Source organism: Lysobacterales bacterium (assembly GCA_016703225.1).
GTDB lineage: Bacteria > Pseudomonadota > Gammaproteobacteria > Xanthomonadales > Ahniellaceae > JADKHK01.
In genome coordinates this window covers 1,345,874-1,369,365 of the sequence record JADJCM010000001.1, presented here as the reverse complement: position 1 = coordinate 1,369,365, position 23,492 = coordinate 1,345,874, and the positions used below count along the sequence as shown (strand labels likewise).

20 protein-coding genes and 4 tRNA genes are annotated in these 23,492 nt (G+C 68.4%); 12 read left to right on the top strand and 12 right to left on the bottom strand.

Annotation, left to right across the window (positions count from 1 at the left end; all coding sequences use genetic code 11):
- Positions 1 to 40: 40 nt before the first annotated feature.
- Positions 41 to 799 carry a hypothetical protein gene (locus IPG63_05915; protein ID MBK6726784.1) on the bottom strand — a complete coding sequence of 253 codons (759 nt, stop codon included), beginning with the start codon at positions 797 to 799 and terminating at the stop codon, positions 41 to 43.
- A gap of 69 nt (positions 800 to 868) precedes the next feature.
- On the opposite strand from IPG63_05915, the gene IPG63_05910 reads away from it, so the two are divergent.
- The 4 genes from IPG63_05910 to IPG63_05895 all read left to right on the top strand — a co-directional run bounded on the left by IPG63_05910 (position 869) and on the right by IPG63_05895 (position 5,696).
- Positions 869 to 2,395: an aminotransferase class V-fold PLP-dependent enzyme gene (locus IPG63_05910; protein MBK6726783.1), complete on the top strand. Its 1,527-nt coding sequence runs from the start codon at positions 869 to 871 to the stop codon at positions 2,393 to 2,395.
- Positions 2,392 to 3,633: a HAMP domain-containing histidine kinase gene (locus tag IPG63_05905; protein ID MBK6726782.1), complete on the top strand. Its 1,242-nt coding sequence runs from the start codon at positions 2,392 to 2,394 to the stop codon at positions 3,631 to 3,633. Before IPG63_05910 ends, IPG63_05905 begins: the two co-directional genes overlap by 4 nt.
- Complete coding sequence (locus IPG63_05900) at positions 3,630 to 4,175, top strand: response regulator (protein MBK6726781.1); 546 nt, start codon at positions 3,630 to 3,632, stop codon at positions 4,173 to 4,175. Before IPG63_05905 ends, IPG63_05900 begins: the two co-directional genes overlap by 4 nt.
- A 105-nt stretch (positions 4,176 to 4,280) precedes the next feature.
- Positions 4,281 to 5,696: a hypothetical protein gene (locus tag IPG63_05895; protein MBK6726780.1), complete on the top strand. Its 1,416-nt coding sequence runs from the start codon at positions 4,281 to 4,283 to the stop codon at positions 5,694 to 5,696.
- On the opposite strand, the gene IPG63_05890 is transcribed toward IPG63_05895, so the two are convergent.
- The 9 genes from IPG63_05890 to IPG63_05850 form a co-directional block, all read right to left on the bottom strand.
- Positions 5,674 to 7,200 carry a 4Fe-4S binding protein gene (locus IPG63_05890; GenBank protein ID MBK6726779.1) on the bottom strand — a complete coding sequence of 509 codons (1,527 nt, stop codon included), beginning with the start codon at positions 7,198 to 7,200 and terminating at the stop codon, positions 5,674 to 5,676. The two genes, IPG63_05895 and IPG63_05890, sit on opposite strands and share 23 nt — an antisense overlap.
- Positions 7,189 to 7,264: transfer RNA gene (locus IPG63_05885), tRNA-Ile, on the bottom strand. Before IPG63_05885 ends, IPG63_05890 begins: the two co-directional genes overlap by 12 nt.
- A gap of 112 nt (positions 7,265 to 7,376) precedes the next feature.
- Positions 7,377 to 7,449 (bottom strand) — tRNA-Ile (locus tag IPG63_05880).
- Positions 7,450 to 7,560: 111 nt separating this feature from the next.
- Positions 7,561 to 7,633 (bottom strand) — tRNA-Ile (locus IPG63_05875).
- Between the two features lie 111 nt (positions 7,634 to 7,744).
- Positions 7,745 to 7,817: transfer RNA gene (locus tag IPG63_05870), tRNA-Ile, on the bottom strand.
- A gap of 43 nt (positions 7,818 to 7,860) precedes the next feature.
- Entirely contained in the window at positions 7,861 to 9,411 is a 1,551-nt protein-coding gene (locus IPG63_05865; protein MBK6726778.1) for a hypothetical protein, read from the bottom strand.
- Positions 9,408 to 10,280: a UbiA family prenyltransferase gene (locus IPG63_05860; protein MBK6726777.1), complete on the bottom strand. Its 873-nt coding sequence runs from the start codon at positions 10,278 to 10,280 to the stop codon at positions 9,408 to 9,410. Before IPG63_05860 ends, IPG63_05865 begins: the two co-directional genes overlap by 4 nt.
- Positions 10,281 to 10,448: 168 nt before the next feature.
- The gene (rpoD, locus tag IPG63_05855; protein MBK6726776.1) at positions 10,449 to 12,326 is read right to left on the bottom strand and encodes an RNA polymerase sigma factor RpoD; all 1,878 of its coding nucleotides are present in this window, start codon (positions 12,324 to 12,326) and stop codon (positions 10,449 to 10,451) included.
- A gap of 201 nt (positions 12,327 to 12,527) precedes the next feature.
- Positions 12,528 to 12,968, bottom strand: a complete 441-nt coding sequence (locus IPG63_05850) for a D-tyrosyl-tRNA(Tyr) deacylase (GenBank protein ID MBK6726775.1) — start codon at positions 12,966 to 12,968, stop codon at positions 12,528 to 12,530.
- A 66-nt stretch (positions 12,969 to 13,034) separates the two neighbouring features.
- On the opposite strand from IPG63_05850, the gene IPG63_05845 reads away from it, so the two are divergent.
- Positions 13,035 to 13,955, top strand: a complete 921-nt coding sequence (locus IPG63_05845; protein ID MBK6726774.1) for a lipid A biosynthesis acyltransferase — start codon at positions 13,035 to 13,037, stop codon at positions 13,953 to 13,955.
- Here the strand turns inward: IPG63_05845 and IPG63_05840 are convergent.
- Entirely contained in the window at positions 13,952 to 15,052 is a 1,101-nt protein-coding gene (locus IPG63_05840; GenBank protein MBK6726773.1) for a tetratricopeptide repeat protein, read from the bottom strand. The two genes, IPG63_05845 and IPG63_05840, sit on opposite strands and share 4 nt — an antisense overlap.
- Positions 15,053 to 15,179: 127 nt before the next feature.
- Between IPG63_05840 and IPG63_05835 the strand changes: the two genes are divergently transcribed.
- The 7 genes from IPG63_05835 (at position 15,180) to IPG63_05805 (ending at position 20,400) form a co-directional block, all read left to right on the top strand.
- Complete coding sequence (locus IPG63_05835) at positions 15,180 to 15,872, top strand: oxidoreductase (protein ID MBK6726772.1); 693 nt, start codon at positions 15,180 to 15,182, stop codon at positions 15,870 to 15,872.
- Between the two features lie 98 nt (positions 15,873 to 15,970).
- Positions 15,971 to 16,297 (top strand): DNA-binding protein, encoded by a 327-nt coding sequence (locus IPG63_05830; protein ID MBK6726771.1) that lies wholly within the window; start codon positions 15,971 to 15,973, stop codon positions 16,295 to 16,297.
- On the top strand, positions 16,297 to 16,602 hold the full coding sequence (locus tag IPG63_05825; GenBank protein MBK6726770.1) for a helix-turn-helix domain-containing protein: 306 nt from the start codon (positions 16,297 to 16,299) through the stop codon (positions 16,600 to 16,602). Before IPG63_05830 ends, IPG63_05825 begins: the two co-directional genes overlap by 1 nt.
- Before the next feature lie 105 nt (positions 16,603 to 16,707).
- The gene (locus IPG63_05820; protein MBK6726769.1) at positions 16,708 to 17,901 is read left to right on the top strand and encodes a TMEM43 family protein; all 1,194 of its coding nucleotides are present in this window, start codon (positions 16,708 to 16,710) and stop codon (positions 17,899 to 17,901) included.
- A complete protein-coding gene (locus tag IPG63_05815) occupies positions 17,898 to 18,632 on the top strand; it encodes a prolipoprotein diacylglyceryl transferase (protein MBK6726768.1) in 735 nt (244 codons plus the stop codon). The genes IPG63_05820 and IPG63_05815 overlap by 4 nt, the downstream gene beginning before the upstream one ends.
- Positions 18,629 to 20,071: a radical SAM protein gene (locus IPG63_05810; GenBank protein MBK6726767.1), complete on the top strand. Its 1,443-nt coding sequence runs from the start codon at positions 18,629 to 18,631 to the stop codon at positions 20,069 to 20,071. The genes IPG63_05815 and IPG63_05810 overlap by 4 nt, the downstream gene beginning before the upstream one ends.
- Positions 20,068 to 20,400 carry a hypothetical protein gene (locus IPG63_05805; GenBank protein ID MBK6726766.1) on the top strand — a complete coding sequence of 111 codons (333 nt, stop codon included), beginning with the start codon at positions 20,068 to 20,070 and terminating at the stop codon, positions 20,398 to 20,400. Before IPG63_05810 ends, IPG63_05805 begins: the two co-directional genes overlap by 4 nt.
- A gap of 22 nt (positions 20,401 to 20,422) precedes the next feature.
- Here the strand turns inward: IPG63_05805 and IPG63_05800 are convergent, their stop codons facing one another.
- Positions 20,423 to 23,464, bottom strand: coding sequence for an EAL domain-containing protein (locus IPG63_05800; protein MBK6726765.1), 3,042 nt, complete (start codon positions 23,462 to 23,464; stop codon positions 20,423 to 20,425).
- Positions 23,465 to 23,492: the final 28 nt, after the last annotated feature.

Sequence of the window (23,492 nt, the reverse complement as noted above, 5' to 3'; positions counted from 1 at the left end):
AAGCCATTGCCGCGGGCGCATGGCCGCCGCGGCCTCGGGATCACTCCGGCCCCTTCATCACCCGACCATCGTCGAAGCGGATTTCCTTCGGATACCAGTCGAGCGGAATCTGGTTCAGCGGCCGCTGCACCAGCTCGCGGTCGGCGGCGGGCGCGTCGGCCGGCGTGCGGCAGCGCAGGTCGCGGTGTTCGAGTGCGGGGAGGCGTTCCTGGTCGTCGATCCAGCAGGATGCGGCCGGCATCAAACCGCTGCCGGCGACTTCGAGGTTGCCGCGCAGGGTGGTGATGGTGCGGTTGCCGCGGTTCATGAAGCGGTAGGTGAGCACGGTGACCAGTCCCCGCTCGCCGCCGCCGCTGGCGGACTTGGCGAAGCCGGCGTCCTGGCTGCCATAGACCTGGTCGGCGGGAAGTTCTTCGCGATTCACGATGCGTGCCGAGACGATGTCGCGCAACGGCCGAAACTGCGACTCGCGCTCGGCGCGCCAGGCGGCGAGGCGCGCGCGTTCGACTTTCATCTTCTCGCGGTGCGTCTTCTCCAGCGCGATCGCCTCGGCAAAGGTGCGCGCGGTCAGCGGATTGTCCGGATCGGCGAACTGCGCCGGCAACACGTCGCCATTGCTGCGCTTGAGGTAGTCGGTGACCAGCTGACGATCCTCCGGCGGCAGCTTCGCCAGCTGCGGCGCAATCGGCGACAGGTCCTCGACTTCGAACGGCAGCGCGGTGCGATAGGGATCGGTGCCAATCCGGTACAAGCCGATGCCGGCAGCAAGGATGAAGATCAGGAGCAGGGTGCTGCGCATGGGGGCTCTCGTTTGGTGGGGACGGGCGGGAGATGGGGGATAATGGCGGCGCCCCCGGAGTCTGCCTGCATGTCTGCTCTTGAATCCATCGCGCCTTCGTCCCGCCTGCAGGACTGGTTCGCGCCGTTCCGCCGCAACATCGTCGGCATCGACCAGGAGTTCGATTCTCCGCTCGGGCGCCAGCGCATCCTGTATGCCGACTGGACCGCGAGCGGGCGCATGTACGGCCCGCTCGAAGACGTGATGCGCAACCAGATCCTGCCCTTCGTCGGCAATACCCATACCGAGACCAGCGAGACCGGCGCGACCATGACGCGGGCGTACCACCACGCCCTGAAGCGCATCAAGCAACACGTCAATGCTGGGCCGAACCACGCGCTGATCTGCTACGGCACCGGCATGACTGGCGTGGTCAACAAGTTCCAGCGCATTCTCGGGCTGCGTGTGCACGAGCGCTTCCATGAACTCGCGCGCAAGCCGGAGCACGAGCGCCCGGTGGTGTTCGTCTCGCACATGGAGCACCACTCGAACCAGACCTCGTGGCTGGAGACGCTGTGCGACGTGCGCGTGATCGACGCCGACGCGAATGGCCTGGTCGACCTCGACGCACTCGATCGCCTGCTCGTGGAACACCGCGAGCGGCCGCTCAAGATCGCGAGCGTGACCTCGTGCTCGAACGTCACCGGCCTGTTCACGCCGTACCACGACATCGCCGAGCGCATGCATCGCGCCGGCGGCTTGTGCTTCGTCGACTTCGCCTGCAGTGCACCGTACATCGACATCGACATGCACCCGCCGGGCCGGCCCGATGCGCAACTCGACGCGATCTTCTTCTCGCCGCACAAGTTCCTCGGCGGCCCGGGCACGCCGGGCGTGCTGGTGTTCGACCACAAGCTCTATCACAACCGCATTCCCGACAACCCCGGTGGCGGCACCGTCGACTGGACCAACCCCTGGGGCGAACACAAGTACGTCGACGACATCGAGGCACGCGAGGACGGCGGCACGCCGGGTTTCCTGCAGGCGATCCGCGCCGCGCTGTGCATCGAGCTCAAGGAAGCGATGGGCACACGCAACATGCTCGCGCGCGAGGCAGAACTGCTCGCGATCCTGTGGCCGGGCCTGCGCGCGATTCCGGGCCTGCACCTGCTCGCCGACAACCAGCCGCACCGGCTCGGCGTGCTCTCGTTCTACATCGAGGGCCTGCACTACAACCTGGCGGTGCGGCTGCTCAACGACCGCTTCGGCATCCAGAGCCGCGGCGGCTGTTCCTGTGCCGGCACCTATGGTCACTACCTGTTGCAGGTCAGCCACGAGTACTCGCATTCGATCACCTGCCAGATCAACACCGGCGATCTCAGCCACAAGCCGGGCTGGGTGCGCGTGTCGATCCATCCGACCATGACCGACGACGAGGCACGGCGCATCGTGTATGCAGTCGCCGCGGTCGCGCGCGCGCATCGCGAATGGGGCCGCGACTACCGCTACTGCTCGCGCGCCAACGAGTTCTGCCACGTGCGCGACGGTGACGAGGGCGAACGTCGCGTCGCCGGCTGGTTCGCGGCGCTGGCCGCTGCGCCCGCCGCGGACGCATGAGCAGCCCGGCTTCGCCGCTGGCGCGTGCCGCCGACGCGCGCGACGCGGCGACGCAGGCGGCGGCGCTGGTGCGATTGCGCTGGGTCGCCGTGCTCGCGCAGCTGGTGGTGTTCGCCGGCGTCGACTACTGGCTGCACATCATGTTGCCGTGGCGGCCGCTGCTGGCGGGCGTGGCGCTGCTGGCGCTGGTCAACGCCGCCATCCAGATCGCTGCACGCAGCGGACGCGTCGCGCCGCTGACGCCGACGCTGGCGCTCGATATCGGCGTGCTCAGCTGGCAGCTGTACTGGGCGGGCGGTCCGGCCAATCCGTTCGTGTCGCTGTATCTGGTGCCGATCGCGCTGGCCGCAGCCTGGCGCTCGGCGCGCGCGGTGGTCGCGACCGCGCTGCTGGCGGTGTTCGCCTACAGCGCGTTGTGGTTCGGGCATGCGCCGCTGCCGCATGTGCATGGCGAGTTCGACCTGCACCTGTTCGGCATGTGGATCAATTTCCTGGTCAGCGCCGGAGCGGTCGGCTGGGTCGGCGTGCGCGTGGCCACGACCATGGCCGCGCAGCGTGTGGAACTGGCGGCCGCGCGCGAACGCAGCCTGCGCGACGAAGGCGTGCTCGCGGTCGCCACCCTCGGTGCCGGCGCGGCGCATGCGCTGAATACGCCGCTGGCGACGATGGCGGTGCTGCTCGCCGACCTGCGCGAAGATGCCAGCGCGACCGCGCGGGCCGACCTCGACCTGATCGCACGGCAACTCGATGCCTGTCGCGATGCGGTGCGGCAGCTGGTGGCCGAAGCGCAGCCGGAAGCGGACACCGATGCGGCCGTGCTGGCGCAACGTGTCGAGACCGCCATCGGCCGCTGGCGTCTGCTGCGGCCGGCATTCGAGCTGGAGGTCGCAGTCGACGCCGGCGCGGCCGCGCGCACGCCGCGCTTCGACCGCGGCTTCGAACTGCTGCTGGTGAATCTGCTGAACAATGCCGCGGACGCGGCGCAGGCAAATGCGCGACGCGACATCCGCTTGGCGCTGCGTGCCGAATCTGCGCACTTGTGCATCGAGGTCGAGGACGGCGGCAGCGGCTTCGCAACGGCGCCGCGCGCCTTCCACAGCGGCAAGCGCGATGGCCTCGGGCTTGGGCTGACGCTCGCGGCACTGATTTGCGAGCGCCACGGCGGCGCGCTCGAGATCGACGACCGCGGCGGCAGCCGGGTGCAGGCGACGCTGGCCTGGCCGGAACCGCGCGCATGAACGCGAGCACCGCGCGCATCCTGGTGATCGACGACGACGCGGTGTTTGCCGACGTGCTCGCACGCTCGTTGCAGCGGCGCGGCCCTATCGCGCTCGCCGCGAACAGCCTGGCCGGCGCGCTCGCCAGCGGCGCGGAATTCAGGCCGACGCACATCGTGCTCGACCTCAAGCTTGGCGCCGACGATGGGCTGCTGGCCTTGCCCGAACTGCTGGCACGCTGGCCGCAGGCGCGGGTGCTGCTGCTCACCGGCTACGCCAGCATCGCCACCGCGGTGGCCGCGATCAAGCGCGGCGCCCACGACTACCTGGCCAAGCCGGCCGACGCCGCGCAGGTGTTGCGCGCGCTTGGGCTGGTCGATGCCGATGCCAGCGCGGAAGCGGCGTCGCCCGAGCGCCCGCTGGCGTGGAACCGGGTCGCCTGGGAACACATTCAGCGCGTGCTGCAGGAACAGGGCGGCAACGTCGCCGCCACCGCGCGTGCGCTCGGCATGCACCGACGCACGCTGCAGCGCATCCTGCGCAAGCACGCTCCGACCGCGTGAAGGCGACTTGATCCAGGTCAAGGCGGTGAACGCGGAGGCGGTCGAGCCTTGGCGATTCGCGACGATTGGTGACAGGCACCGGTCGCGCGCTCGCGGAGAGCCGGCATGCGCATCCTTCCCCGACCCCTCAGGGTTCTGGCACTGACGGTCGGCACCGGGGTGACCGCCGCCAGCTTGCTCGGCACTTCCGACGTCCCCGCGGGCGAGACCTTTCTGTTCGGCGCGCCGAAGTCGGTGTTGGCCTGCAGCAACCCGGTGTGGCCGGGCGCGCCGGGCACCACCACTGACGTGAAGCTGACCACGCTCAGCTCCAGCGCCACCATGTGGGGCTGCATCGGCGGCTGCAACGGCAATTCCAGCAGCGCGCGCGTGTACTTCGCGCCCAGCGCCAGCCTGCAGAACATCGGCAGCGCTGACGTGCCCTGGAATGACTGGATCAATGCCGGCTACTCGGCGCCGCTCGCGCCCTACAACAACCGCCAGCATCCGTTGCTGACCTGGAGCCTGTACCGCGTCGACGCCGATGGCAGCATCGACCAAATCGGTCGCGCCGGCGTCAAGCACGCCTGGTATTCGACCAATGTCAGTTGCGGCTGCTCCGGCGGCCATGTGCTGTGGGCGGCTCCGAATACGGTCGGTCTGGTCGGCTGCTCCGACACCTACGGCGCCAGCAACAACGACGAGACCCGCCGCCTCGGCCCGCGCTCCGAGATCATTCCCAAGGACGCCATCTGGGGTCGCTGTGGTTCGCTCTGGGATCCCGCCTGCAGCGGTGTCGCCATCGACCACGGCCTCAACGCGCCGGCGCACCGCATGATGGTGCGCGAGTCCGATCTGGCGCCGGCAGCGAACCCGGGCGCGCAGTACTACTTCGAGGCCTGGTACCTGATCCGCGACGAGGACCACCCGAACGACAACTTCCGTCATGTGCGTGGCAGCACCGCCTGGGGCGGCAGCAACTGGAGCAGCTTCAGCTTCTCGGGTGCCCAGATCGAAGGACCGGCGATCGACAGTTGGGCCGCGCTACCGGTGCCGGGCGGCGGCGCGTCGCTGCCGACCACGCTCGAGACCGACGAAGGCAACGTGCGCCTGGTGACGCGCGTGATCCCGCTCGGCGGCGGGCTGTACCGCTACGACTACGCCGTGATGAATCTCGACTACGCACGCGCCGTCACCCAGGGCAGCGAGCCGAACCTGCGCGTGCTGCGCAACCACGGCTTCGACCGGGTGACGATCCCCGTCCCGAATGCCGGCGCGCTGGCCTCGATCGAAGCGGTCGATGGCGCCGGCCTGATCCCAGCCTGGAACATCGCGCCCAGCGGCGGCACGGTCACGTTCACAGCCTCCGACCTCAATGGCACGCTCGACTGGGGCACGCTGATGCGCTTCAGCTTCGTGGCACCGTTCGCACCCGCGAGCGGCTCCATCGAGCTTGGCGTGCAGGAAGCCGGAACGCCTGCCAGCTACAGCGTCTCCACGCTGGTCCCTGGGGCGATGTTCATGGACGGCTTCGAGGGCTGAGCGAACAAAGCGCCGCCGCCTGCTGACGCGCCGCCGCCACAGCGGCATCTGCGGGCACACGCGCCTGCTCGGCATCGAGGTGTGCGCGCGCCGCGGCGCAATTGCCCTGCACCAGTTCCAGCCAGGCCAGGCGCAACGGCACCTCGGGCGTGGTCGCGAGCGCCAGGCCACCCTCGCCGAGCGGTTGCGCCAGCCGATACCAGCGCGTGGCGGCAGCGGCCAGCGCACGTTGCTCGGGATCGACACCCGCGGCCAGCGCTTCGAATCCCACGGTCACCTGCGCATCGATCTGCGCCGCGCGCCAAAGGATCACGCGCAGCGCGGCCGACTGCGCGAGCAACAACCCGAGCAGCAGCAGCGCACCGACGCCGCCGCGGCCCACCCCGCTCAGCCGCCCGCCCCGTCGCAGCACCAGTCGCCGGAAGCGCCACTCCGGCTGCCGCGCCAGTTGCTGCGCCTGCCAGGTCAGGAATCCGGCGATCACCGCCAGCGTCGCCGCAAGCAGCAACGGGATGCGCGCGTACAGACCGCGGGTGGCGAGCAGGGTCAGCAGGGCCACGAGCGCGATCAGCCACTCGTCGCGCAGTCGCAGGTCATAGGTCGCTGCCGGCTGCGCCTCGCGCCACAACGGCGGCGTCGCCACGCGCAGGGACAGCGCTTGGTGCGGGCAAGCGTCGATGCAATCGAGCGTGCGCATGCAGTCGGCGTCAAGCACCGCGCCGTGCGCGCGCGTCTGCTCATGCACGCGGATCTGCAGGCTGCAGGCGGCGCTGCACAGCGCGCAGTGGTCGCAGCGATCCGGGTCGACCACGATGCGCAGCGGCGCCAGCTGCTCGACCGGGCGCAGGAAGCCGCCATACGGACAGCCGTAGCGGCACAGGCCGCGCGCACCGAGGAAGTACACGGTGGCGAAACCGCAGACCAGCAGGAACGGAACCGCCACCCAGAGCTCGGGCATGCCGGCCCACAGATTGTTGCTGGTCCATTGCAGCGACCAGCCGCTGATTGGCGGCGGCGGATCAAACCAGGCCAGCGCCGACGGCCAGACCCGCGCCAGCAGCGGCACCACGATGCTGCGCTCCACGCTCGGCCACACGAACAGGTACAGCGCCAATAGCAGCGGCACGTAGCCGAGCAAGCGCGAACGGAACAGTCGCGGCCGGATGCCGATGCGCTGCAGCGACCATGCGCACAGATCCTGCAACGCCGCCATATGGCAGGCCCAGCCGCAGAAGAAGCGCCCGAACAACGCGGTGAGCAACAGCGCCAGCGCGAACAGCAGGAACCCGGGATTGATCACGCCCGACTCGAGCGTGGCCTTGGCGTCGGCGAACACCACGCGCCCGAAGGTTTCCCCCGCCCACCAGCCATGCAGCAGATGCACGACGATCGCGACATTCACCGCAATCAGGGTCGCTACGCGCCAGCGTAGGAAGCGACGCGATGACGTCGGGAGAATCGGAGCGCCTGCCGGCATGTGGTCACCGAAGGTTGGTGGGCCCACCAGGACTCGAACCTGGAACCAAGGGATTATGAGTCCCCTGCTCTGACCATTGAGCTATAGGCCCGCGAAGAATCGCGATTGTAGTCCGGCGAGCAGCCGTCCCTGGAGCGGGCGCCAGCCCGGACTTCCTGTCCGGGCGCTCACCGGGGCGCGGCGATGCCGCGCCATGTCCCGGTTCGCCCCACCAGGACTCGAACCTGGAACCAAGGGATTATGAGTCCCCTGCTCTGACCATTGAGCTATAGGCCCGCGAAGAATCGCGATTGTAGTCCGGCGAGCAGCCGTCCTGGAGCGGGCGCCAGCCCGGACTTCCTGTCCGGGCGCTCACCGGGGCGCGGCGATGCCGCGCCATGTCCCGGTTCGCCCCACCAGGACTCGAACCTGGAACCAAGGGATTATGAGTCCCCTGCTCTGACCATTGAGCTATAGGCCCGCGAAGAATCGCGATTGTAGTCCGGCGAGCAGCCGTCCCTGGAGCGGGCGCCAGCCCGGACTTCTGTCCGGGCGCTCACCGGGGCGCGGCGATGCCGCGCCATGTCCCGGTTCGCCCCACCAGGACTCGAACCTGGAACCAAGGGATTATGAGTCCCCTGCTCTGACCATTGAGCTATAGGCCCGCGAAGAATCGCGATTGTAGTCCGGCCGCGGACATTGCTGCGCTCATAGCGCGCAGGCGGAGCGGGTGAAGTGGCGGACATCGCGCAGGAACGCCTCCGGCTCGCGCCAGTCTGCGGCCTGCTCGGCGCGATGCAGGCGCAGATGCGCTGGGTCGAAACAGAACACCGCATCCAGGCGCGGGGCGATGTCGCGCTGCTTGATGCGTGCGACGTCGCCGTCGGCGATGCGTTGTGGCCAGGTGGCAATCGCTTCCGGCAGCAGCGGCACCAGTCGCGGCAATAGGTTCGCGGTCTGTTGCGGCGGCATCACGATGCCGCCCTGGGCGTTGCGCGCGAACGGCACCGGGCCGATGTGGTCGGGCACGACGACGAGGGCGAACTCGTCGTCACCGAGGCTGGCGGCGGCTACGGATAGTTGCGGCAGCAGCTTCGCCATCGCGTCGCCGGCGCGCGCCCATTGCGCCAGTGCATGCTGTTGCGCAACCGCGAATGCGGCCAGCATCAGCAGCGCGGCAACCGTCGCGGCGCGCCTGCGCAACGGCGAGACCGCGCCGGCCATCAGCAGTGCCAGCCAGGCGCCGCTGGCGTAGTAAAAGCGGCCGCCTTCGCCATGCTCGAGCACACCGCTCAGGTGCGGCACCAGCGACAGCAGCGACAGCGCCAGCCACGCTGCCGGCAGCAGCCACTGCGCAGCGACGTTGCGTGCGTGCCAGGCCTCGCGCAACGCCAGCAGCGTGGCGAGCAACATCGCCGCGAGTGCCAGCGCTCCCGCCAGCAATGCGTCGGCGAACACCGCGCGCGGAATCACCGTCAGCGCGAGCAAGCGCCGCGCGATTTCCGCCACGCTGATCGCGGCGCCAGGATCGCTGCCCGGATACACCTCGAGCGCCGATCCGAACAAGACCACGCGCAGCCCGAGATACGCGAAGAACAACGCGATCACCGGCCAGGTTTCGCGCGCGCAGCGCAGCAGTCGCGCCAGCAACAGCTCCCCCGGCGCCGAGCGCAGCAAGCTCGCCAGCACGAGCAGGCCCGGAGTCGGCATCGCGGCTTCCTTGGCAGTAAGCCCGAGCACGAAACCGAACAGGCTGAGCGCACGCCAGCGATCGAAACCGGTCGCGCGCAGGTGCCCGTACACGGCGATCAGCATGCCGCTGAGCGCGAGCACGTCGTAACGCCCGGCAAACCAGATGCTGACCTCCGGCGCTAGCGGGAACAGCAGGAACAGACCGGCGGCGGTGACGCTGCGCAGGCCATCGCCGCCGAGCGCGCGCGCGATGGCACCGACCAGCACGGCATTGCCAAGATGGATCGCGAACCCGGTCAGGTGCCAGCCGAGTGGTGACCAACCGAACAGGCGCTGGTCGAGCGCATAGGTGAGCAGGGCCAGCGGCCGGTAGTAGTGGTTCGGCACATCGAGCCCGGCCGCAAACTTTGCGAAGACCGAGGACCACAGCGCGCCGGCGGCGTCCCAGCGCAACAGCCAGTGCATGATGCCGATGTCATCGCTCAGGAACTGCCCGTTCAGGGCCGGCCACGCCAAGCCCAGTGCCAGCGCCGGGAGCAGCACCGCCAGCCACCGCGCCGGCGTCACAGCGCGCTCCAGAACACCAGCAGCAGGGCGAGCGCACCGGCATGGCTGACCGCGTCGCGCAGCGCGAACAGGATCGGATCGGCGCGCAGTTCACCGCGCCCGGCCAGCGTCCACAGCCGCGCCAGCCAGTACAGCAGGACCGGCAGCGCCAGCCACAGCCGCAACGGATGCGCATAGAGTGCGACCACATCAACACTCTGCACATACAGCGCCAGCACCAGGGCCGCGGTCAGGGCCGCGGCGGCACCAATCGCCAGCACTACCGGCGCGTCGGTCGCACGATAGGCACGGCCATCGAGCACGTCCGTCGTGCTCATCGCCAATTCGCCATAGCGCTTCAGCGTCGCCAGGCTGATGAACAGGAACAGCGCGAAACCGAGCAGCCACGGACTCATCGGCACCGCGATCGCAAATGCACCGGCGATCACGCGCAACACGTACAACGCCGCCAGCACCAGCACGTCGAGCCAGAGCAGGCGCTTGAGCAGCGCGCTGTAGGCGATCGACAAGCCGACATAGCTGCCGAGCACAACGCCGGCCGCACGCGGTAGCGGCAGCGCCAATACGGCGGCGCCCGCGAGCAGCAGCGGCGCCAGCACCCAGGCCAGTGCCAGCGGCAAGGCGCCGCTCGCGAATGGTCGCTTCGCCTTGTCCGGATGGCGACGGTCGTCGGCGACATCGAGCGCGTCATTGATCACGTAGATCGCCGAAGCCGCGCAGCAGAACGCCGCAAACAGCAGCGATGCGGCGCGCCACGCGCCAGCGTCACCGAAACGGTGCGCGGTCAGCACCGCGACGAAGACCAGCAGGTTCTTGGCCCACTGGTGGGGTCGCAGCAGGCGAATCAAGTTCAAAAGCGCAGCGGACATCGCGGCATTATGACCGCGGTCGTGACCGTCTGGGCCCGGCTTCGCCGAACCCGTAGGGGCGGCCCCCTGTGGCCGCCCCAGGTCGGGTTTCGGTAACGCCGCGGGCAACCACGGGGGGTTGCCCCTACAGAGCGGGGCGCGATCGCGACATGGGGGACTGCGGTCCCATCAATCCAGATCGAGGAAGGAACGCAGCTGTTCCGAGCGGCTCGGGTGGCGCAGCTTGCGCAGGGCCTTGGCTTCGATCTGGCGGATGCGTTCGCGGGTGACGTCGAACTGCTTGCCGACCTCTTCCAGGGTGTGGTCGGTGTTCATGTCGATGCCAAAGCGCATGCGCAGCACTTTCGCTTCGCGCGGGGTCAAGCCGCCGAGCACTTCATGCACGGTCTCCTGCAGGCCGGTGGTGGTCGCGGAATCGAGCGGCGATTCGACCGAGGTGTCCTCGATGAAGTCGCCGAGGTGGCTGTCCTCGTCGTCGCCGATCGGCGTTTCCATCGAGATCGGCTCCTTGGCGATCTTGAGCACCTTGCGGATCTTGTCCTCGGGCATCTCCATCTTCAGCGCAAGTTCGTCCGGGGTGGGCTCGCGACCCATTTCCTGCAGCATCTGGCGGCTGATGCGGTTGAGCTTGTTGATCGTCTCGATCATGTGCACCGGAATGCGGATGGTGCGCGCCTGGTCGGCGATCGAACGCGTGATCGCCTGGCGGATCCACCACGTGGCATAAGTGGAGAACTTGTAGCCGCGGCGGTATTCGAACTTGTCCACCGCTTTCATCAGGCCGATATTGCCTTCCTGGATCAGGTCCAGGAACTGCAGGCCGCGGTTGGTGTACTTCTTCGCGATCGAGATCACCAGACGCAGGTTGGCCTCGACCATTTCCTTCTTGGCGCGTCGCGCTTTCGCTTCGCCGATCGACATGTGCCGGTTGATGTCCTTGATCTCGGGCAGCAACAGGTACAGCGTCGCCTCGTGGCCCATCAGGCGTTCCTGCTGCTCCTGGATCTGCGCCTTGCAGCCCTTGAGTGCATTCGCCCACTTGGTGCCCTTGCGCGCTTCGTTCTCGACCCAACGCAGATTGGTTTCCTTGCCCGGGAATGCCTTCAGGAACTCCTTGCGCGGCATCTTTCCGACGCGGGTGGCGAGGTCCATGATCGCGCGCTCGTGGCTGCGCACGGTGTTCACCACCTCGCGCAACTTCTTGACCATGCCGTCGATCATGATCGAGGGCAGCTTGAGCTTCAGGAACTCTTCCTGGATCGATTTGCGCATCTTGAGCGTCTTCTTGTCCTCGGCACCGACCTTGGCGTGCGAGGCCTTGAACTTCGCATACAGATCGCCGAACAGCTCCATGCGCCGCTTGACCTCGGCCGGGTCCGGCCCGGTATCGCCGGGAGTGGAATCCTCGGCGTCGCCGTCGGCGGCATCGTCATCGACATCCTTGGTCGGCGCGCTGCCGTTCTCTTCAGCCTCGAGCATGGCTTCGGTCAACGCTGCGGCGGCTTCGGCAGCCGCCGCTTCGAGATCATAGAAGCCGGTGAGGAACTCGCTCATGCGTTTCTTGCCGTCGAGGTGCGACTCGTACTCTTCGAGCAGCAGCGACACCGACCACGGGAACTGCGAGAGCGCGTTCTGCACCTGCGCCAGGCCTTCCTCGATGCGTTTGGCGATCGCGATCTCGCCCTCGCGGGTGAGCAGCTCGACCGTGCCCATCTCGCGCATGTACATGCGCACCGGGTCGGTGGTGCGCCCGGTCTCCTCGACCGCCGACAATGCCTGGATCGCTTCCTCGGTCGCGGTCTCGTCGTCCTGCGCCGCCGGCGTTTCCTGCAGCAGCAGGGCTTCGGCATCGGGCGCGGTCTCATGCACCTGGATGCCCATGTCATTGATCATGCCGATGATGTCTTCGATCTGCTCGGGATCGACGATGTCGTCGGGCAGGTGATCGTTGACCTCGGCATAGGTCAGGTAACCCTGTTCCTTGCCCTTGGTGATCAGTTGCTTGATTTCGGACTGCTGGTCGCGTTTCTCGAATTCAGTGGCCATCCGGCACTCCAAGGGCTGTACTGCGGTAACGGGATTCGGCGCCGAAAGCGGACACGGCACGCGTCGCGGTGGCTTGCGACGGGTGCGGTCGACAGGTGATCGGAACGCGCGGGTCGCGCTTCCGGCAGAAGGACAGGCAGTATAGGCAGCCTGTCAAGGCGACCCAAGTCATTGATTGTGTTGTGGGGACTCACCCCATGCCTACCTGGCCTGCAACCAGAACGTCACCGGGCCGTCGTTGACGAGGCTGACTTGCATGTTGGCGCCGAACTGGCCGGTTTCGACGACACTGTGGGCGGCGCGGGCGCGCTCGACCAGGCGCTCGAAGCAGCGGCGTCCGAGTTCGGGCGGGGCGGCGGAGGTGAAGCTCGGGCGCATGCCTTTTTTGGTGTCGGCGGCGAGGGTGAACTGCGAGACCAGCAGCAGCCCGCCGGCGATGTCGTGCAGCGAGCGGTTCATCCTGCCCTCGGCGTCCTCGAACACGCGGTAGCCGAGCAGGCGCATCAGCATGCGTTCGACCTGCGCCTCGCCGTCCTCGGGCTCCACCGCGATGAACGCGAGCAGTCCACGGCCGATCTCGCCGACGAGTTTGCCCTCGACTTCGACCTTGGCCGTGCTGACGCGTTGGATCAATGCAATCACGGTTCGCTTTCCGCAGACGCCCGGGATCGGGGATGATGGCGGGATGATCGCCGAATTCCTGGGTCCATGGTGTCGTCCGCTCTAGCTGCAGCCCCGTTCAAGGTGCGCGCTGCCGCGGCACTGTTGCGCTTCGCCGCGCGGCTACCGCTGTCCTGGCTGCATGCGGCCGGGGCACTGGCCGGCCGCCTCGCGGTTCTGCTGCGTACGCGCGAGTGGCGGGTCACGCGGCGCAACCACGAGCTGGTCGGTGCGGCGCTCGGTCCGAGCGGACGCGACGAGTTCGTGCGCGCGGTGCTCATCGAGACCGGCAAGAACCTGACCGAACTCGCCAAGGTTTGGGGTGCCCCGGCCGAGCGCGCACTGGCTCTGGTCCGCGACGTGCACGGTCGCGACCACTACGACGCGGCGCGGGCGCAGGGGCGCGGCGTAATCGTCGCCGCACCGCACCTCGGCTGCTGGGAACTGCTCAACCTGTGGCTGTGCGCGCAGGGGCCGATGGCGCTGCTCTATCGCGTGCCGCAGCACGCCGAATGGGAAGCGCTGCTGCGCGCGGCGCGGGGCACGCTCGGTGCGACCCAGGTGCGCGCCGACGCCGCCGGCGTGCGTGAACTGCTGCGTTGCCTGAAGCAGGGCATGACGCTCGGCATCCTGCCAGACCAGCGTGCCAAGGGTGGCGAGGGCGAGTTCGCGCCGTTCTTCGGACTGCCCTGCAAGAGCATGACCTTGCTGTCGCGCCTGGCCGAGAAGACCGGCGCGCCGGTCGTGTTCGGATTCGCCCGGCGGCTGCCCGGTGGACGCGGTTTCGACCTGCATTTCCTGCCGGCCGATGCGGCGATCGCCAGCACCGATCGCGTGACCGCCGTCACCGCGCTGCACCGCGGCATCGAAGCCTGCGTGCGGCTTGCGCCGGAGCAGTACCAGTGGACCTACAAGCGCTACTCGGCACAACCCGGCGTCGAGGGTGACTCGATCTACGGCGTCGGCTAGCCCTGCGGCGGACGCGAGCGCAGGTAGTCGAGCTTGGCCTGGTAGCGCGCACGCGTGGCGCCGTTGCTGAGTTCGCGCGCACGCTCCAGCGCACGCCCCGCCGCCTCGGCGTGGCCAAGCACGACATTCACCCGCGCCAACGCGTAGTGGAAGCTGTGCTCGGGCTCGAACAGCCGCACTGCACTCCGATAGTGCGCCAGCGCCTGGGCCCAGTCGCCGCGGCGTTCGTAGTCGGCGGCCAGCAGGAACTGGTGCAGCGGATCGCGCGCTTGCACTGCGGCCAGGCGCTGCAGCAACACGGTGGCGGCGGCGTCATCACCTGCGCGGCGATGATGCATCGCCAGATTGGACAAGGCGCTGGCGTGGTCCGGATTGAGTGCGAGCGCGGCGCGATAGTCGCGCTCGGCAGCGGCGGCCTCACCGGCGCGCTGGTGCAGCACGCCACGGTTGCTCAGGAACGCCGGATTGGCCGGGTCCAGCGCGAGCGCGGCGTCGGCATGGGCCAGACCGGCAGCGAGGTTCCCGGCACGCATCAGCTCCACGGCGCGATTGCTGTAGAAGTGCGCGATCAGGCGATGGTCGTCGATCGGACGCGGTCGTCCGCTCGCGATCACCTCGTCCCAGGCGACGTCGATGGCATAACGCTCGCTGAGAATGCGGATGCCGGCGCTGACATGGTTGGCGCGGTAGATCATGTCCGCGTCCTTGCGCCAGGTGATGGCGTCGCGGATTTCCTGGCCGTAGGCGTGCAGCCCGGCTTCGCGCGCCAGCGCCACGGTCAGCAGGGTGAAGGCCAGGCAGTTGGCCTCGCGCGTGCGCCAGGCATCGGCCACCGAGTAGGTGGCATCGTCGCGGTATTGCATTCCGAGGCCTTGCGGCTGGAACAGGAAGTCGACCAGAAGTTGCATGCGCCGATGCGGCGGGCGCGGCGGGTCCAGCACCTGGGCATGGAAGGCCTTGCGCAGGTCTTCCGGCATCGCCAGCACCGATTCCGCCACCGGCACCGCCTCGCGCGGACCGACCCGATCCTGGGCGCCCGCCGCACCTGCAGCCAAGCCCACCCACATCCACAAACCCAGCCACCCTGAAGTCCGCATCGGTCTGCTCCCGGGACGAAACGCCACCGCGCGCCGGGCCAGTGTAGTCCTGCTGCGGTCTGCCGGCACCGTGCCGAAAGTGAGCGGCTGCGGTACGGTTCCGCTGGGCAACGGCGAGGTGCATGCGATGAGGACAATCCTGCTGACCGGGGCCACCGGGATGATCGGCATCGAGCTGCTCGGGCGCCTGCTGCGCGACGACGCGCTCGACCTGCGCGTCATCGCGCCGACGCGGCGCGCGATCGGACTCGGCCACCCGCGCCTGGCCAATCCGCAGATCGATGCGATGACCTGCAGCGACCAGAAGCTGCGCGACATGCTGAGCGAAGCGCCAGTGAAACACGTCGACGTCTACGCCTGCTGCCTGGGATCGACCCGGCGCAAGGCCGGCAGCCGGGGCATGTTCCATGCCATCGACCACGACCTGGTGATGCGCTGGGCGCGCATCGCACAAGGGCTGGGCGCACGCCATGCGCTGCTGGTGTCCGCGGTCGGCGCCGACGCGAAGTCCAACGTGTTCTACCTGCGCGTGAAGGGTCAGACCGAAGGCGACGTCGCCGCACTCGGCTTCGAGCGCGTCGATCTGCTGCGCCCAGCCCAATTGCTCGGCGCACGCGAGGAACTCCGCCCGCTGGAACGCCTCGCCCAACTCGCCGCCCGCGCCTACAGCCCCTGGCTCGGCGGTGATCTTTCCCGCTACCGCGCGATCGCTGCCGCCGACGTCGCCACCGCCATGACATCCCTGATCGCCCACCCCGGCCCGCCCGGCGTGCAACTCCACCACCACGACGAAATGCGCCGACTCGCCGACTCGCGCTGACTGCGGGTCGCCGAACCGACGCGCGCCGGTGCGGCTTTCGGAGGATGCCCTGACACTACGGCGAATCCGGCACGAATGGTCGAGCGCAGACACTTGCCATGAGTACGGGATTTCCGTACTCTTCGGCCGTACGAACGGCCATCGAGACTCCGACGTTTCAGCGACAAGTCGACAAGCTCTGGACCGAAGAGCAGCGTCTGGACTTCCTCGCATGGCTGGCCGCCAATCCGGAGGCGGGTGATGTGGTCCCGGGCGCGGGCGGTGCGCGCATGGTGCGTTGGACGATGCCCGGAACGGGCAAGCGCGGCGGAGCGCGCGTGATCTACTTCAATTACGCCGAGGACGGCACGGTACTGCTGGTAATGATGTACGCCAAGAGCGACTGTGAAAACGTCTCGACCGGCGACATCGGGAGGGCGCTGTAATGGACATCGAGAAAATCGCCAAGGCCATCAAAGCCGACGCCGGCGAACCACTGCCGGAGCTTCGGCAGGCGTTGCGCGAAGCGGCCGAGCGCAAGGGGCGCGTGACTACGCCGGAACAGATGCTGGTGCGGGCGGCACGCGCACGCCTCGGGGCATCACAAGCCGAGTTCGCGGCGCGCATCGGCACGCCCGCCGCGACGCTGCGCGATTGGGAGCAAGGCCGGTTCGCGCCGCCGGGCGCCGTGTTGTGCCTGATGCGCTTGCTGCTCGCACATCCGCATCTGTCGGACGAACTGGCTGCCTGAACAACGACGGCGCCCCGCAGGACCAACCCCTCGGCGATCATCAGCAACGACTGCGCAAGCCCCCGCGTCGCGCTAGATTCCGCGTCATCCACGAAGGGGAACGCCATGGTCGACCGTTACACCGAAGTCACCCGCACCGGCTGGGGCAAGCGCATTGGCCAATCGCTGTCCGGTGCCCTGATCGGCGGGCTGCTGTTCCTCGGCTCGTTCGCATTGCTGTGGTGGAACGAGGGCCGTGCCATTGGCGAAGCGCGGGCGCTGGCCGAGGGTGCGGGTGCGGTGATCGACGTCGGCATCGACACGGTCGAGGCGAAGAATGAAGGCAGGCTGCTGCATGTCACCGGAAAGGTCGACGCGAGCCCCCAGGCGCGCGACGAGAGCACCGGGCTCGCGGTCGATGCGCTGCAGTTGCGGCGCGTGGTCGAGATGTACCAGTGGGTCGAGAAGCGCAGCAGCAAGGAAAAGAAGAAGCTCGGTGGCGGCACCGAGACCGTCACCGAGTACGAGTACCAGCAGGAGTGGAACGACGATCCAATTGACTCCAGCGACTTCAAGAGGTCCGACACCCACGCCAACCCGAACCAGTGGCCGCTGCATTCGGACAGCTTCGCCGCGAACGAGGTGAAGCTCGGTGCGTTCACGCTGGCGCAGGCGACGCGCGATGCGCTCGGGCGCTGGCAGGACCTGCCCGCGACAATCACGACGCAGTTGCCCGAACAGTTCGGCGAGTTCCGTCGGCTCGGCAGCGGCGCGCTGTACCGCGGTGCCGATCCCGAGCGGCCCGAAGTCGGCGACATGCGCATCCGCTACGAGTACCAGCCGGAGGCGACGTTCTCGATCATTGCCAAACAGAGCGGCGGCCTGCTCGACCGTTACGTCGCCAGCAATGGCCGCGAGGTGCTGCTGGTCGAGGACGGCTCGGTGCCGGCGGCGCAGATGTTCGAGGGCGCGCAGGCCCGCAACAGCCTGATCACCTGGCTGGTGCGCGCCGGCGGCACGCTGCTGATGTGGATCGGCCTGTCGATGGTGTTCGCGCCGATCAGCCGCGTGCTCGACGTGCTGCCAATGCTCGGCACCATCGGCAGCTGGGGCATCGGCCTGGTCACCGGGCTGATCTCGCTGCTGCTGTCGCTGCTCACCATCGGCATCGCCTGGGTGTTCTACCGGCCACTGCTCGGCTTCGCCATCATCGCCGCGGTGATCGGGCTGTTCGTGTGGTCGCGCATGGGCCGCAAGCCCGCGGCAGTGGCGGTTGGCGCGACACCCGCGGCGCCGCCACCGCCGCCACCCGGCGCGTGAGTCCGGCGCAGGTCCACCTGCTGTTCGAGCTGCTCGCCTATGCGCTCGGCTTCCGGTTGTTCCTGCATCAGCGTCGGCGCTACCCGAGCACCGCCGCACTCGGCAGCGGCGCGCAACTTGCGCTGCTGGCCGGTGCCATCCTCGGTGCCGCACTCGGCGCACGCCTGTCGTGGTGGCTGCAGGACCCGCAACTCGCGTTCGCGGATTTCCCCAACGCGATGAACCTGATGCAGGGCAAGTCCATCCTCGGTGGCCTGCTCGGCGGCGTCGCCGGCGTCGAGTTCGCCAAGGCGCGCATCGGGCTGCGTGAATCCACCGGCGACGCCTTCGTCTGGCCGATCCTGCTCGCGCTCGCGCTCGGTCGCATCGGCTGCCATCTGGCCGGGGTCTCCGACCACACCGCCGGGCTGCCCACCGCCGGTCCGTTCGCTTTCGACTACGGCGACGGCGTGCCGCGGCATCCGACCGCGTTGTACGAAATCGCGTTCCTGCTCGCGTGGGGTAGCGTGATCGCGCTGCTGGCACCGCGCCTGCGCGAGCGCGGCGATCGCTTCCGGCTGCTGATGTTCGGCTACTGCGCTTGGCGGCTGTGCGCGGAGTCGCTCAAGCCGGCGCCGCTGCTCTATCCGCTCGGTCTTTCCGGCCTGCAGTGGCTGGCCATCGCCGGGTTGCTGTACTACTTGCGGTCGATCCCGCGCATCGCGCGCCAGTTGCTGGAAGCCCCGCCATGAGCAAGGTCCGCCCCTACCTGTTTTACGACTACGCTGTGTCGGTGTGCAGCAGCTGCCTGATGCGCGTCGAAGCCAAGATCCTGATCCAGGACGACTGCGTGTACCTGGAGAAGTGGTGCCCCGAGCATGGCCGCGAACGCGTGTTGATCGCCGACGATGCCGACTACTACCGCGACGCGCGCGAGCGCTGGATCAAGCCGCCGGAACTGCCGCGGCATTTCGCCACGCCGCAGCGTTTCGGTTGTCCCTACGACTGCGGTCTGTGCCCGGAGCACATGCAGCACGCCTGCCTGTCGCTGATCGAGCTCACCGATCACTGCAACCTGCGCTGTCCGATCTGCTACGCCGACTCCGGCCCGCACCGGCCCGGCTTCCGTGACCTGGCGACGATCGAGCGCATGCTCGATGCGGTGGTGAAGTGCGAGGGCGAACCCGATGTGGTGCAGCTCTCCGGCGGCGAACCAACCCTGCACCCGCAGTTCTTCGAAGTGCTCGACGCGGCGCGGCGGCGCCCGATCCGGCACCTGATGCTGAACACCAACGGCCTGCGCATCGCCCGCGAGCCCGAGTTCGTGCGCCGGCTCGCCGCGTACCGCACCGGCTTCGAGGTGTACCTGCAGTTCGACTCGCTGCGCGAGGGCGCGCTGGAGACGCTACGCGGCGCGAAGCTTCGCGACACCCGCATGCGCGCGCTCGATGCGCTCGACGCCCACGACATTTCGACGACGCTGGTGGTGACGGTGATGCGCGGCGTCAACGACGACGAACTCGGCGCCATCATCGACTTCGCCAAGTCGCGTCCGAGCATACGCGGCGTGACCTTCCAGCCGGTGCAGGCGGCGGGTCGCATCGAAGGCTACGACCCGGCGCGGCACCGGCTGACGCTGACCGAAGTGCGCCGGCGCATCCTGGAGCAGTCTCCGATCTTCACTCCCGCCGACCTGGTGCCGGTGCCGTGCAATCCGGACTGCCTGGCGATGGCCTATGCGCTGAAGCAGGGCGATGCGCTGGTGCCGCTGACGCGTTATGTCGAACCCAAGGTGCTGATCGAGGGCAGCCGCAATTCGATCGTGGTCGAACGCGATCCCGCCTTGCGCGAGCAGGTGTTCAAGCTGTTCTCGACCGCGAATTCTCCGGACGCCAGCGCGCATCACCTTTCGAACCTGCTGTGCTGCCTGCCGAATGTCGAGTCGCTCTCCGGGCTCGGCTATCGCGACGTGTTCCGCATCATCATCATGCAGTTCCTCGACGCCCACAGCTTCGACCTGCGCGCGGTGAAGAAGAGCTGCGTGCAGATCGCCCAGCCCAACGGCGAGCTGATCCCGTTCGATACCTACAACCTGTTCTATCGCGACGACCGCCGCGACTTGCTGCAGTCCCTGCGCGAGCGCCATGATCGGGCGTGGGCGCAGCCCCGTGCCGAGGAAACCAGCCGATGAACACTGCCGCGCCGCCACCACCGACCTCGCGCAACACCGATCGCGGCAACTGGGCCATGGGCATCGTCTGGGAAGTCGGCTGCCTGGCGTTGGTGGCCGCGCTCGGCTTCGCCGTCGCCGTGATCGGCGCACAGATCAAGCCCGACTTCGGCTATGCCGGCCTCGGCGTGTGGATCCTGTTCGGCGCCAGCCAGTGGTTGTTCGTGATCCCCGCCGGCATCTGGCTGCACCGCCGCGGCCGCCACGACACCGCGCTCGGACTCTGGATCAGCGCCGGCATCGCCATGCTCGTCAACGGCGCCTGCTTCGGCCTGATCGGCGGGTTCTAGGCTGCAACTGGAACCGCTGCGCTCAACCGCCGCCAGGCCGGTAGCTGGCGGCCCATTCGAGCAGTTGCGGGAGCGGCAGGGGCGTGCCGATCAAGTAACCCTGCAGGTAGTCGCAGTGGTGCTGTTGCAGCCAGTCGAGATCGGCCGTCTCCTCGACGCCTTCGCCGACCAGGCGCAGGCCGAGGTTGTGGCCGAGCGCGATCACCGAGCGGCAGATCGCGGCGGCGTCGGCATCGTCGGCGACGCCGCGCACGAAGCTCTTGTCGATCTTGAGCTTCTGCACCGGGAAGCGCTTCAGGTAGGACAGCGACGAATAGCCGGTGCCGAAGTCGTCGATCGCGAGCCCGATGCCGAGTGCGCGCAACTGCTGCATGATTTCGATGGCCGAGTCGAGGTCGTGCATCAGCACGGTTTCGGTCAGCTCCAGCTCGATCCGCGTCGCATCGATGCCGGATTTCATGATCGCGCGGCGCAGTCCCTCGACCAGCGCCGGATCGCGGAACTGCGCCAGCGACAGGTTGACCGCGAGCCGCGCCGGGTGCTCGCCGGCGGCGTCGAGCGCGGCCAGGTCGAACATCGCCTGGGCGATGATCCAGTGCCCGATCGGCACGATCAGCCCGCTCTGTTCGGCCAGCGGCACGAAGCGTTCGGGCGTGACCAGGCCGAGGCTTGGGTGGCGCCAGCGGATCAACGCCTCGAAGCCGTGCACCGCGCGCGTGCGCGTTTCCAGCACTGGCTGGTAGTGCAGCTCGAACTGGTTACCCGCCAGCGCCTGCGTCAGTTCGTCGAGCATCGCCTTGCGTTCGATCAGCTCGGCATGCAGGCGATCAGTGAAGAAGCGGAAGGTGTTCCGGCCCTCGGACTTGGCGTGGTACATGGCCAGGTCGGCCTTGCGCAGCAACTGGTCGGCATTGCTGTCGTCGCCCGGACACAGGGTGACGCCGACGCTGACGCCGACCTGCACGCGCTGGCCGGAGAGGTCGAACGGCAGGCCGATCGCGTCGATCACGCGTTGCGCCATCAGCGCCGCCGGCGCGGCGGCGTCGAGGTTCGGCATCAGCATCGCGAACTCGTCGCCACCGAGACGGGCGACGGTATCGCCGGGACGGATGCACTCGAGCAGACGCTGCGCAACCGCACGCAACAAAGCATCACCGACGCTATGACCGAGACTGTCGTTGGCGACCTTGAAGTGGTCGAGATCGAGAAACAGCAGGGCCATGGTCGAGGAGTCGAGCAGGCAGCGTTCGACTGCGCGCTTGAGTCGGTCGTTGAACAGGGTGCGGTTGGGCAGGCCGGTGAGGGTGTCGTGCGTCGCCAGCATGCGCACGCGTTCCTCGGCGCGCTGGCGCTCGGTGACGTCGCGTACCTGCACGTTGTAGAGACCATAACTCGGTCCGCGCCAGTAGCTGACCGATACCTCGGCCGGGAACACGCGGCCGTCGCGGCGCACGGCGCTCAGTTCGAGCATGCGGCTGGCGGCGCGGCTGGCGTCGGTACCTGCCGGCGCTTCCTGCGCGGGCAGTTCGGCGCGCGGGTCCCAGGCCATCAGTCGCTTGAACTCGCTGTCGCGCAGCTCTGCCTCGCTCCAGCCGAACATCTGCTCGCCGGCGCGATTGACGCTGATGATGCAGCCGTCGTCGTCGATCTGGATCAGCGCGTCGTGCGCGAGTTCGGTCACGGCACGGAACTGTTCGGCCGAGGCGAGCAGGTCGGCATGGCTCTCGGCGATGCGCTCGGCGTAGTTGTTGAAGCGCTCGGCCAGCACCGCCAACTCGTCGCGACCGCGCACCTCGACGCGACCGGGAACGATGGCGTGTTCGGTCGCGGCCATCTGCTCGACGATGCGACGGATCGGCAGTACCAGCGTGCGTCGCAGCAACCAGCCGGCAGCGAGCACCGCCAGCACGATGGCGAGTCCGAGCGCCCAGGCCACCCGTGTCATCACCGACATCACCGCCTCGTGCACCAGGCGCGCCGGTTGCACGGTCACCAGCTGCCAGTGCACGCCGGGCAGCCGCAACGCGGTGACCAGCCCAGCCTCCTGCAAGAACGGATCTCGCGGCAACTGCAATTGCCGCGTCTGCACTTCGGCCGCGGGATCGTCGAGCAACTGCGCCGCGATGCGCGCGGCCTCGACGGCGTCGATGGTGGTGGTGGTGGCATCGATGCGCGCGGCAAGATCGGATTGCGCCGCGCTGGCGGAATCGGTGGCGTCCGATCGCAGGAACGCCGCGAGTGCGGCGAAGTCGCCGTGGTGCTCGGCGAACTCGTCGATGCTGCGCACGCTCGAGTTCGGCATCGCCGCGCTGCCCGCGGGCAAGCGCGTGCGCCGCGCCGGCGGCAGAGTGATGAACACGCCGCTGCGGTCGATCAGGAAGGTGTAACCGGGCAGGCCTTTGCCGCGCGCGTCCAGGAAGCGCTGCAATCCGGAGAGCTTGAGGTCGACGGTGCTGACTCCGATGAACTCGCCGGCGACGCGCATCGGCGCGGTGCAGGTAACCATCGGCTCCCCGCTGTAAGGGTCCTGGTACGAACGCGACCAATAGCAGCGCCCGTCGCGCTGGTGCCGTGCCGGCACGTACCATTCCTCGCCGTGGTAGCCGGGCCCGTCGGGCGCGTTGTAGTCGTCGAAGTAGCGCAGCACGCCGCCGGCGTCGCGACCCCAGAAGAAGCTGCGACGCGCGACCCCGGGCGCGAAGGCACCGGGTTCGGGCCACAGGCCGCCGCCGGCGATCAGTTCGCCACGACCATCCAGGTCGAGCACATGCGGCACGATTTCGCGCCACAACGCCGCATCGCGCGGCAGGTGTTCGCCGAGATTCTCGAGCGCCACGGCCAGGCCTTCCGCCAGCGCCAGCTGCTTGCCCATGTCGCTGGCCAGGCGCTGCGCGTCGCTGGTCGCGACGGCGCGCTCGCGCGCCATCAGCAGCTCGTAGCCGCGCAGGTAGAACACCACCAGTACCGCCGCCAGCATGGTCGCCAGCGCCAGCAGCAGCCCGACCAGCAACTTCGCCCTCAGGCTGTGCCGGAACGGCACTTCCATTCGCTCGGAACCGCGCATCCTGCCGTCCTTCGCTTTCTTTCCCCGG